This window comes from Streptomyces sp. 6N223 (genome assembly GCF_052246635.1).
In the GTDB taxonomy this organism is placed as follows: domain Bacteria; phylum Actinomycetota; class Actinomycetes; order Streptomycetales; family Streptomycetaceae; genus Streptomyces.
Map to the genome: position 1 here is coordinate 44,714 of NZ_JBQQCA010000052.1, position 10,688 is coordinate 55,401.

The 10,688-nt window shown below is 73.6% G+C and carries 10 protein-coding genes; 3 read left to right on the forward strand and 7 right to left on the reverse strand.

Going from position 1 to position 10,688, the window contains the following annotated elements; genetic code table 11:
• Positions 1-14 precede the first annotated feature (14 nt).
• Positions 15-479, reverse strand: a complete 465-nt coding sequence (locus ACTWQH_RS25970; protein ID WP_443289170.1) for an SCP2 sterol-binding domain-containing protein — start codon at positions 477-479, stop codon at positions 15-17.
• A gap of 81 nt (positions 480-560) precedes the next feature.
• Here ACTWQH_RS25970 and ACTWQH_RS25975 point away from each other — a divergent pair, with 81 nt between their 5' ends.
• Positions 561-1,277, forward strand: coding sequence for a TetR/AcrR family transcriptional regulator (locus ACTWQH_RS25975; RefSeq protein ID WP_443289171.1), 717 nt, complete (start codon positions 561-563; stop codon positions 1,275-1,277).
• Here ACTWQH_RS25975 and ACTWQH_RS25980 read toward each other — a convergent pair.
• On the reverse strand, positions 1,271-1,648 hold the full coding sequence (locus ACTWQH_RS25980; RefSeq protein ID WP_443289181.1) for a nuclear transport factor 2 family protein: 378 nt from the start codon (positions 1,646-1,648) through the stop codon (positions 1,271-1,273). The genes ACTWQH_RS25975 and ACTWQH_RS25980 overlap by 7 nt on opposite strands.
• 113 nt (positions 1,649-1,761) lie before the next feature.
• On the opposite strand from ACTWQH_RS25980, the gene ACTWQH_RS25985 reads away from it, so the two are divergent.
• On the forward strand, positions 1,762-3,060 hold the full coding sequence (locus ACTWQH_RS25985; protein WP_443289172.1) for an acetyl-CoA C-acetyltransferase: 1,299 nt from the start codon (positions 1,762-1,764) through the stop codon (positions 3,058-3,060).
• A gap of 27 nt (positions 3,061-3,087) precedes the next feature.
• Here the strand turns inward: ACTWQH_RS25985 and ACTWQH_RS25990 are convergent, their stop codons facing one another.
• Positions 3,088-4,077, reverse strand: a complete 990-nt coding sequence (locus tag ACTWQH_RS25990; protein WP_443289173.1) for an asparaginase — start codon at positions 4,075-4,077, stop codon at positions 3,088-3,090.
• Positions 4,078-4,140: 63 nt separating this feature from the next.
• Complete coding sequence (locus ACTWQH_RS25995; RefSeq protein WP_443289174.1) at positions 4,141-4,899, reverse strand: Clp protease N-terminal domain-containing protein; 759 nt, start codon at positions 4,897-4,899, stop codon at positions 4,141-4,143.
• A gap of 41 nt (positions 4,900-4,940) precedes the next feature.
• Here ACTWQH_RS25995 and ACTWQH_RS26000 point away from each other — a divergent pair, with 41 nt between their 5' ends.
• Positions 4,941-5,357, forward strand: coding sequence for an alpha/beta fold hydrolase (locus tag ACTWQH_RS26000; RefSeq protein ID WP_443289175.1), 417 nt, complete (start codon positions 4,941-4,943; stop codon positions 5,355-5,357).
• Positions 5,358-5,519: 162 nt separating this feature from the next.
• On the opposite strand, the gene ACTWQH_RS26005 is transcribed toward ACTWQH_RS26000, so the two are convergent.
• The 3 genes from ACTWQH_RS26005 to ACTWQH_RS26015 form a co-directional block, all read right to left on the reverse strand.
• A complete protein-coding gene (locus tag ACTWQH_RS26005) occupies positions 5,520-7,241 on the reverse strand; it encodes a cellulase family glycosylhydrolase (RefSeq protein ID WP_443289176.1) in 1,722 nt (573 codons plus the stop codon).
• Between the two features lie 290 nt (positions 7,242-7,531).
• Complete coding sequence (locus ACTWQH_RS26010; protein WP_443289177.1) at positions 7,532-8,461, reverse strand: LacI family DNA-binding transcriptional regulator; 930 nt, start codon at positions 8,459-8,461, stop codon at positions 7,532-7,534.
• On the reverse strand, positions 8,458-10,545 hold the full coding sequence (locus ACTWQH_RS26015; protein ID WP_443289178.1) for a SpoIIE family protein phosphatase: 2,088 nt from the start codon (positions 10,543-10,545) through the stop codon (positions 8,458-8,460). Before ACTWQH_RS26015 ends, ACTWQH_RS26010 begins: the two co-directional genes overlap by 4 nt.
• Positions 10,546-10,688: the final 143 nt, after the last annotated feature.

Here is a 10,688-nt window from a genome sequence, read left to right on the forward strand (position 1 = left end):
CTCACGCCTGCTCCTCACGCCTTCGGGATGTCGAAGATCCGGGTGAGGCCGCTCGCCAGGCCGATGTCGCCGCCGATCCTCACCTTGCGGGTCATGAACATCACGACCGGGCTGGCGTTGCCGGAGACGAGCTTCAGGAACTCCGTGTCGGCCAGGGTGAAGGTGGTGCGCGGCGTGGCGTCCGAGGGGCCGCGCCGCACGGTGCAGGCGCCGTCGGCGATCGTCGTCTCCCAGACCTCGGTGGGCTCGTCGGCGTCTCCGGTGACCTCCCAGCGGATGAGGGCGGCGAGGGAGCCGGCGGCCTCGGGGCGGAAGACGTGTTCCATCCGGCCGAAGATCTCCGCCAGGACGCGGGCGCGCAGCTCGCCGCGCATCAGCTCGGCCATCTCCCTGGCGGAGAGCTTCCTGACGAGCGCGGCGAACTCGGCCGGTGTCACGCGCGCGAAGTCGAGGCCGTCCAGGCCGCCCAGGTCGTCCATCCCGCTCCCGTCCCATGCTTCTTACCGGAAAGTAGACTTACCGGGGAGTGAGATTAGGTGCCGCGTGAGTAGCCTGACAAGGTGCCCGAGAACACCGATCACACCGATCACACCGACCCCTCCGACCCCTCCGACCACCCCGACCGGCCGAGGCGCCGCCTGCCCCGCAGCGTGCGCGAGCAGGAGATCATCGACGCGGCGCTGCCGGTCTTCTCCAAGCGCGGCTACCGCGCCGCCGTCGTCGACGAGATCGCGGACCTGGCCGGGATCTCCAAGCCGATGGTGTACCTCTACCTCGGCTCGAAGGAAGGCTTGTTCGTCGCCTGCATCCAGCGCGAGTCGCAGCGCCTGGTGGCGGCCTTCCGCGAGGCGGCGCGGGCCGGGGGCGCGCCGGAGGAGCGGCTGTCGGCGGGGCTCACGGCGTTCTTCGGCTTCGTCGCGGAGCACCGGGACAGCTGGGTGGTGCTGCACCGGCAGGCCCCCGAGCAGAGCGAGCGGATAGCGGCGGAGCTGGTCGCGGCGCGGCGCTCGGTCATGGCGGAGGTCACGGGGCTGATCGGCGACGGCATCTCCGAGGGCCGCGCGCGGGCCGCCACCCGGCTGGGCGCGGAGGACGCCGACTTCGTGGCGCACGCCCTGGTCGGGGCGGCCGACTCGCTGACGGACTGGATGGAGCGGCACCCCGGGGAGTCGCCGGAGCGGGTCACGACGCGGCTGATGAACATGGTGTGGGTGGGGATGCGGAACGTGCTGGCGGGCGAGGCCTGGGCCCCGGCGGGCCAGGAGCGGCATCAGTAGCGTTCAACCAGGTGGGCGCGGCTGGCCGGCAGCTCGTAGGGATCGGGCCAGAAGTCGGTGATGCGGGTGATCCGGCCGTCGTCCCCGAGCTCGAAGAAGCACAGGCCCGGCTGCGTTCCCTCCGGCCCGGTGAAGTCGATCCAGCTCGCGGCATGCCGGCCCTCGCCGACGATCCGCCGCACCGCGACGTGCCAGTCGTAGGGGAAGCCCTCCACGTTGAAGCGGATGTAGGCGTCCCGGCCACGCACCTGCTCCCTGGTCTGCGGTCCGCGGTAGACCACGTCGTCGGCGAGCAGCGCGCCGAACGCGTCCCAGTCCCTGGCCTCCGCCGCGGCCCAGTAGGCCGCGACCACCTCGTGCGCGCTGGTCATGGTCATGCCCGCAGCGTACTCGTGACGCGAGGTTACCGGTCGGCCATTGCATTCCTCCTTACCAAGGAGTAAGTCTACCGAGAAGTTAAATCACGGCGGGAGGAGTGAGAAGGGTGAGAGTGGGACTGGGACGGGGAGCGAGAAGGGTGGCGATCGTCGGCGGCAACCGCATCCCCTTCGCACGCGCGGACGGCCCGTACGCCACCGCGTCCAACCAGGAGATGCTCGCCGCCACGCTGGCCGGTCTCGTGGACCGGTTCGGGCTGCGCGGCGAGACGATCGGGGAGTTCGCCGCCGGGGCGGTCCTCAAGCACAGCCGCGACTTCAACCTGGCCCGCGAGACCGTCCTCGGCAGCGAACTCGACAGCCGCACCCCGGCGTTCGACGTCCAGCAGGCGTGCGGCACCGGCCTGGAGGCCGTCATCCTCCTCGCCAACAAGATCGCCCTGGGCCAGATCGACAGCGGCATCGCGGGCGGCGTCGACACCACCAGCGACGCCCCGCTCGGGCTCAACGACGAGCTGCGCCGCGTCATCCTCGCGGCCCGCCGGGCGCGCTCCCTCGGCGGGCGGCTGCGCGCGCTCGGCCGCCTGCGGCCCCGGCACGTGGCGCCGGACGTCCCGCGCAACGCCGAGCCCCGCACCGGCCTGTCGATGGGCGAGCACGCCGCGCTGACCGCCGCCGCCTGGGGCATCGGGCGCGCCGAGCAGGACGCCTACGCCGCCGCCAGCCACCGGCGGCTGGCCGCCGCCTGGGAACGCGGCCTCTTCGACGACCTGGTGACGCCCTTCCGGAGCCTCGCCCGCGACCAGAACCTGCGGCCGGACAGCACCCCCGAGCGGCTGGCCCGCCTCCGCCCCGTCTACGGCGAGACGATGACGGCGGGCAACTCCACACCCCTCACGGACGGCGCCGCGCTGGTCCTGCTGGCCAGCGAGGAGTGGGCCGCCGCCCGCGGCCTGCCGGTGCTGGCGTACGTCACCCACGCGCGCACCGGCGCCGTGGACTTCCTCGACGGGGAGCCCGGCGAGGACGGCCTCCTGATGGCCCCCGCCTACGCCCTGCCGAGGCTGCTGGACGACGCCGGGCTGACGCTGGCCGACCTCGACCTGCTGGAGATCCACGAGGCGTTCGCCTCCCAGGTGCTTGCGACGCTGGCCGCCTGGGAGGACCCGGCGTTCTGCGAGCGGCGCTTGGGCCGGGACAAGCCGCTGGGCGCGGTGGACCGCGCGCGGCTCAACGTCGCGGGCTCCTCGCTCGCCACCGGCCACCCCTTCGCCGCCTCGGGTGGACGCATCGTCGCCACCCTCGCCAAGCTGCTGCACGAGCGGGAAACGGGGTCTCGCGGGCTGATCTCGCTCTGCGCGGCGGGCGGGCAGGGCGTGACCGCGATCCTGGAAGGGGCGGGCTGAGGGCAGGGCCGGGCCGGGCCGGCACGGTCACAGGCTCGCGAACCAGGCGCGGGCGGCGGCCACTCCGCCGCCCGCGCCGAGCGCGGCCATCAGGGCCAGGCGCGCCTTCGGCAGGGCCAGGCCACGGGCGCCGATCGCTCCCACCTTGGCGGCGAGGCCGATGTCGAGCGGGCCGTCCTCCAGCGGCGCCGCGCTCGTGTGGCAGCGCGAGGCGACGACGACGGGGATGTCCCACTCCGTCAGCTCGGCGACCGCCGTGAGCAGGCCGACGGGGATGTTGCCCCGGCCGGTGCCCGCGAGCACGACGCCCCGGGCCCCGGCGTCCACGACCGTGGTCAGCAGGGCGGGCTCGACGTCGGGATGGGTCGCGATCAGGGCGACGTTCGGCTCCGGCTCCGCCCACTCCCCCACCCCTTCCGGCGGCCTTGCGGGCGGCGCCGAGACCGTCTCGACGCGCCCGCCCGCCACCCGGCCCACCGGCGCGTGGGGCGCGGAGGTGAAGCCCGCCACGCCGGTGGCGTCGGCGTACGTCACCCAGCGGGCGGCGTGCAGCCGGTCGTCGACGCAGACGACGGCGCCCGCGCCCCGCAGCGCCGGGTCGACGGCGGCCGTGAGGGAGGCGGCGAGGTTACGCGGGCCGTCGGCGGAGAGCTCGCCGAGGCTGCGCACGGCGGTGGCGAGGACGATGCCGCCGCGCCACGTCGCCTGACCCGCCATCAGGTCGACGAGGAACGCCGTCTCCTCCACCGTGTCGGGCCCGTGGGTGATGACGACCCCGTCGAACCCGTCGTCCAGCAGCGCGGACCGGGCCCGGCGGCCCAGGCGGAGCATGGTCGCGGTCGAGATGTCCCAGCTCGGCTCGGCCAGCACGTCCTCGACCTCCACCATCACCCGCGCCGGGCGAGCGTCAGCCGGAACGGTCGCCAGCAGCTCGGCGCCCGCGGCGACGCGCGGCCGGTCCGGGTCGCGGACGTAGGCGAGGGTGTCGCCGGTCGCCAGCATCAGCACGCGCCTCACCACAGCACCCCCGTCGCCAGGAAGACCAGGGCGGCCAGCAGGAGCAGCCGCCGCCAGTCCCCGTCAGTCATGGCCGGGGGTCAGGCCGAGGTGCTCCTCCAGCCGCGCGATGCGCTCGCCGAGGGGCGCGATCTCCTGGCGGACGATCGCCGCCAGCGCCTCGCCTCCCTGCGGCGCCGCCTGCTGGCCTTGCTGGGCCCGCAGGTGGACGTAGCCCGCCAGCGCCGCCGTGACGGCGCGGCGTACGAGCCGGGGCTCGGCGCCCAGCCCGCGCAGGACGCCGCCCGCGACACCGTCGGGCTCGGTGGCCAGGCCGAGCAACAGGTGCTCGCAGCCGACGTAGTTGTGCCCGAGGGAGGTCGCCTCGGTGACGGTCAGCTCCAGCGCGGCGGCGGCGGGCCCGTCGAACCGCCGGGGGTCGGCGTCCTCGGGGGCGGGCTCGCGGCGTTCGGGCCACTGGCGGTCCAGGTCGCGGGCCACGTCGCCGGGCTCGATCTCCATGGCGCGCAGCACGTGGAGGGCCAGGTTGGTGCCCTCCTGCAGCATGGCTGCCAGCAGGTGCCCGGTCGCCATGCGCGGGGCGCCGTCCTCGCGGGCCCGCTCGATGGCGAGGGCCAGCACGGCGCGGGCCTTTGGGGTGAAGTGGGCCAGCGCGCCGCTCGGTTCTTCGGCGTCGACGTCCCCCAGCACGGTCTCCCGTATGGCGGTGACGCGCCGCACGGCGTTCTCCAGGGCGCGCTGGCAGACGGCGGAGACCGGCACGCCGGCGGCCTTGACCGCCTCGGCCAGTTCGTCGGGCAGATACACGTTGATCTTAGGCATGCCCCCACCATAACCCCCAGGGGGTTATGGATAGAAGTGCCGTGCTCGCGGAGGAGTGGCTGCTGCGCACCCCCGAGGGCTCGGGCCTTCTCGATCCGCTGCCCGACCCGGGGCCCGTCTCGGGCTGGTGCGACTGGCTGGCGGAGGGGGCGTTCGCCGTCTACGCCGCCGAGTTCGCGCGCACGGGCTTCGCGGGCGCCCTCCGGCGTTACCGGGCGCTGGACGCGGACTGGCACGAGCTGCCCGAGGTGGAGACGCTGCCGGTGGAGCAGCCCGTGCTGTTCGTGGCCGGCGAGCGGGACTCGGCGTACCGCTTCGGCTCGCTGGAGCCGATGTACGCCGCCGTGCCCGGCCTGCGAGAGGTGGCCGTGCTGCCGGGCTGCGGGCACTGGACCCAGCAGGAGCGGGCGGAGGAGGTCGGCGAGCGCGTCGTCGGCTTCCTGCGGACCGCCGGGTGACGGGTGGCGGCGCGGTGCTGCCGCGGACGACGAGTGCGGCGGCGAGCTCCCCCCGGGGGCCTGGGCGAGCGGGCGCAGCGGCTGGCGGTCGGTGGTCAGCGACGGCGCGAGCGGCCGTGTGCGGTGAGGTCACCGCACACGGCCGCTGCCGTGGCTCGGGCGTCAGCCGGCGGAGCCGGTGACGGTGCTGCCGGACCTGGTCAGCGTGTACGCCACCGTCTCGCCGCTCCAGAAGTGGAACGTCAGGTTGATGGTGGAGTTGGCCCTGGTCTCGGCGAAGAACTCCTGCTTCAGGGTGATCTGTCCCGCCTCGTAGTCGGGCGAGAAGGTGTAGGCGTACTCCTTGTACGGGGTCCAGTCCTGCGGGCCGGCGTTGGTGCCGTCGGCGTAGACCGCCTCCATGGTGGCCAGCTGGTCGCCGTTGAACGCCGCCGGGATGGTCAGGCCGCTGGCCGTGCCGTCGGCGTCCTCCAGAACCGGGGTGTCGTAGGTGATGACGTTCACGTCCCACGGCACGCCGCCGTCGAACTGGAGCGTCAGCGCGGCGTTGACGCCCTGGCCCTGGCCCTCCGTCAGGCGGCCCAGCGTGGCGGCGGCGATGGTGAGCTGGTCGCCGCTGACGGTGTAGTCCTCGCCGCGCACCAGCTCCTCGGAGCCGTTGGCGACCGAGGTCAGGCTGTTGCCGTTGAGGTTCAGCGTCAGCGTCGCGTCCTCCGGCTCCTGGCCGGCGCGCACGAAGATCTGGTCGCTGGAGGCCGTCGCCGAGTCGGTCGTCCAGCTCGACTGGATCTGCCGGTACAGGCTCGGGTCCTGCCACTCGAACGCGGTGCGGTCGAGGTGCTGGCCGTTGTCCCACCACATCGTGGTGAGCTGCTTCTCGCGGGCGTAGGAGCCGAAGAACTCGAAGAACTTCAGCATCTCGCCGTGCTCGATCGCGTTGATGTCGGTGTCGAAGCCGAGCAGCCCGTACTCGCCGACGATGACCGGGATGCCCTGGGAGACGAAGGAGTCGTAAACGCGGTCGAAGGAGCTGGTGATGTCGGCCTGGACCTCCTCGTTGAACTGGGTGTAGCCGGCGATGTTCACGCTGAAGGGCCAGAAGCCGTAGTAGTGGACGGTGGCCGCGATGTTGGGGTCGTCCAGGGCGGCGATGGTGGCGGCCAGCTCGTCCACCAGGGCCTGCTCGGAGGAGGTGTGGAGGGTGGGCAGCACCAGCACGCGGTCGGCGTTGTTGCCGCCGGAGTCGCGGACGATGGTGTGGAAGGTGGTGTTGAGCTCGTCCATCAGCTCGGCTTCCTGGGCGGCGCCCGAACTGCCCTCGAACTGCGGCTCGTTGACGCTCTCGAAGAGCAGCTCGGGCGGCGCGTCGCGGAAGCGCTCGGCGAGCTGGGTCCAGATCGCGGAGTAGCGGGCGAGCACGGTGTCGTGCTGGGTGGGCATCTGGTGGACCCACTGCCAGGAGTCGTGGTGGATGTTGATCAGGACGTAGAGCCCCTCGTCCAGCGCGTAGTTCACGACTTCCTCGACCCGGTCGAGGTACGCCGCCTCGATCGCGTAGTTCGGGGCCCCGCCCTGGTGCTGGCCCCAGGTCACCGGGATCCGGATGCTCTTGAAGCCCTGCGCCGCGACGTTGCTGATCAGCTCCGGGGTGATCCTCGGGTTGCCCCAGGAGGTCTCGTCGGAGCCGGTGGCGTCGAGGCTGTTGCCCAGGTTCCAGCCGGGCTGCATGGCGGCCACCGTCTCCTGCGCGGCGGTCACCTGCGGGCGGCCTCGCTCCGCCGCCGCCTCGCCGGCGCCGTCGCCGGCGTTGGTGGCAAGGGCGGTGGCGGGCAGGGCCGCCAGGCCCAGGAGGACCGCCGCCAGGGCGGTCAGGAGTCTGTGCATGCGGCTCTTCACGGTCGTCCCTTCTGTGGGGGTCGGGACAGCTCGCGCCCCGGGGGCGTGACCGGGCGGTGGCGACGGATGGGGGGCACGGTCGGCTGGGCTGCCCTCGCGTGGTGGTGGCCGGGCCGGAGTCGTGGGCGAAGTCTGAGCGGTTTTGGTGTCGAATACGTTCGACTCTGACCCGATACGCTCGTTTCACCGGGACGCTAGCCGTAACGCCGTGGACACGTCAACCAGGGGCCCGACGGGGCGGGTCCGGGGACAGGGGCACGGCGCGGACCCGGCCGTGGTCACGGGTGAACGCCCGGCACCGGGCGGACCGGGCCCGTGCTGGAACGCAGGGTGATCAAGCGCTTCAGCAGCACGTGGCGGGGAGGGGTGTCGGGGGCCCGGAGGCGTTCCATCATCAGCTGGACGGCGATCCGGCAGATGTCGTCGACGGGGTAGTCGGCCGCCGTGAGCGGCGGGGTCACCGACTCCGCCCACGGCCCGGCCGCCAGGTGGACGACCGAGAAGTCGCGGGGCACGACGCGGCCGGCGCGCGTGAGGGCCCGGTACATGCCGCCCAGGGCCGCCTCGTTGATCGACACGACCGCCGTGGTGCCCGGGTCGTCCCGCAGGATCCGCTCCAGGCACGCCCGGCCCGCGGCGTCGTCGTCGCCGCAGAAGTACGCCCTGCCTTCCGCGCCCAGCTCGGCCATGCCCTGGTTGTAGCCGTCGAGCCCGCGGTGGGCGGACTCGTACCCGATGCGGAAGAACGCCTCCGAGCGGTTGACGAAGGCGATCCTGCGGTGGCCCAGCTCGGCGAGGTGCCGCACGCAGCCGCGGCCGAGGGCCGCCCAGTCCATGTCCACCCACCAGGAGTCCTCCCGGCGCGGGCGCCCGATGCTCACGAAGGGGAAGCCCAGCGCGGTGAGGTGTTCGGCGCGGGCGTCCTCCAGGCGGATCTCCATCAGGATCAGGCCGTCGACCCGGCGGTCCGTCAGGATCCGCTGGAACGGGGGGTCATCGACCTCCTTGCCGGTGGTGAGCAGCACGTCGTAGTCGTGCGCCTGGGCGGCCTCGGCGACGCGGCCGATGAAGTCGAGCTGCATGGCGGTGTAGCTGTGATCGGCCGGCGGGAAGACGAGTCCGAGGGCGCGCGTCCGGGCGGCGGCGGGCCCGGCGTTCGTCCGGTCGTTGGGCCGGTCGTTGAGCCGGTCGTTGAGCCGGTCATTCACCCCAGCACCTCCCACGCGGCGCCGTGCCCGTCGGCCGTGGGCAGGGGCTGCTCGGCCCAGATGGTCTTGCCGCTGGTGGTCTGGCGCGTGCCCCAGCCCTGGGAGAGCTGGGAGACGAGGTGGAGTCCCCGCCCGCCCTCGTCGAAGGTGCGGGCGCGGCGCAGGTGCGGGGCCGTGCTGCTGCCGTCGGAGACCTCGCAGATCAGGGTGCGATCGCGGATCAGCCGGAGCTGGATGGGGGTGGCGCCGTAGCGGATGGCGTTGGTGACGAGCTCGCTGACGACCAGCTCCGTGATGAACGACGCCTCCTCCAGGCCCCAGGCCGCGAGCTGCCGGGTGGCCTGCGCGCGGGCGTCGGCGACGAGCTCGGGGTCGGCGGGCACGCCCCAGGTGGCGACCTGGTCGGTGTGGAGGGCGCGGGTGCGGGCGACGAGGAGCGCGACGTCGTCGGCGGGGTCTTCGGGCAGCAGCTCCTTGATCAGGGTGTCGCAGGTGACGTCGAGCGAGGGCGCGGGCGAGGCGAGGACCTGGCGCAGCCGGGCGAGGCCCGCGTCGATGTCGTGCTCGCGGGTCTCGACCAGGCCGTCGGTGTGGAGGACGAGCAGGCTGCCCTCGGGCAGCTCCAGCTCGGTGGTCTCGAAGGGCAGGCCGCCGACGCCGAGCGGCGGGCCCGGGGAGAGCCGGACGGTGGTGACGGTGCCGTCGGGGTAGAGGACGCTGGGCGCGAGGTGGCCGGCGCTGGCGAGGGTGCAGCGGCGGGAGACGGGGTCGTAGACGGCGTACAGGCAGGTGGCGGGGAACTCGCCGCCGCGCTGCTCGACCTCCCCGGGGTCGCCGGGGTAGCCGTGGTCGGAGGCGAGGTGCGTGACCAGGCCGTCGAGGTGGGTCAGCAGCTCGTCGGGCGGCAGGTCGACGTCGGCGAGGGTGCGCACCGCCATGCGCAGGCTGGCCATGGTGGCGGAGGCGTGGACGCCGTGGCCGGCGACGTCGCCGACGACCATGGCGACGCGGGTGCCGGAGAGCGGGACCACGTCGAACCAGTCGCCGCCCACGCCCGCCTGGGACCAGGCCGGCAGGTACCGGAAGGCGGCCTCGACGGCCGCCTGCGGGGGGAGCGTGGCGGGCAGGAGGCTGCGCTGGAGGGTGAGCGCGGTGGTGCGTTCGCGGGTGTAGCGGCGGGCGTTGTCGATGGCGACGGCGGCGCGGCCGGCCAGCTCCTCGGCGAGGACCAGGTCGTCGTGTTCGAAGGGCTCCGGCCGCGACCAGCGCCAGAAGACGGCCACGCCGAGCGTGGCCCCGCGGGCCCGCAGCGGCACCGCCATACAGGAGTGGGTGTTGGTGCGCCGGACGAGGGTGCTTCTGGCGTCGTTGCTCTCCAGCCACCGGAGGAAGGCGGGATCGTCAAGGCCGCTCAGCAGGGGCTGGTCGGCGGCCAGGGAGCGGGCCAGCGGTGAGTCGGGCGGGTAGGTCTCGGCCTCGCCCCGGTCGATGACGGGCTCGATCTCCTCGTCGGCGGACCGGTGCGCGACCCGGCGCAGGACGACCCCGGCACCGACGTCGATGCGGCCGGCGGTCGGCTCCTCTCCGCGGAAGACCGAGTCGAGCAGGTCCACGCTGACGAAGTCGGCGAGCCGGGGCACGAGGAGCTCGGCCAGCTCGTCGGCGGTGCGGAGCACGTCGAGGGTGGTGCCGACGCGCGCGCCCGCCTCGTTGAGCAGGGCGAGCCGCTCCTGGGCCCGGTGGGGATCGCCCTCGCCGAACATGGCCGGCTCCGAGGCGATGGCCAGGAGGAACCCGCTGGGCCTGCCCTCGGCGTCCAGCGCCGGGTACGCCCGCAGGCCGCTGACGATGCGGCGGCCGTCCCGGCGGCGGAGGGTGACGGCTCCACCCCACACGACTTCCCCGGCGAGGGCCCGCCACGCCTCGTCGGAGGCGTCGGCGGCGAGCAGCTCGGTGATGGCGCGGCCCACGGCCTCCTGCGCCGGATGGCCGAACAGGCGGCGGGCGCCGTCGCTCCAGCCCGTGACGGTGCCGCCCGGGTCCACGGTGAGCGTAGCCACAACGGCATCGCCACGGTGCGCCATCGTCGCTCACCCTCAGCCCTCACACAGGAAACCTCGCGGCGGCATACCCCCGCGCGCGTCGCCGTGACGCACCACGGGCCCATAGGTCAATATCACCACATATAAGATAAACCTGCTGAAGGTTCTCGGAATGCCCACTCCCC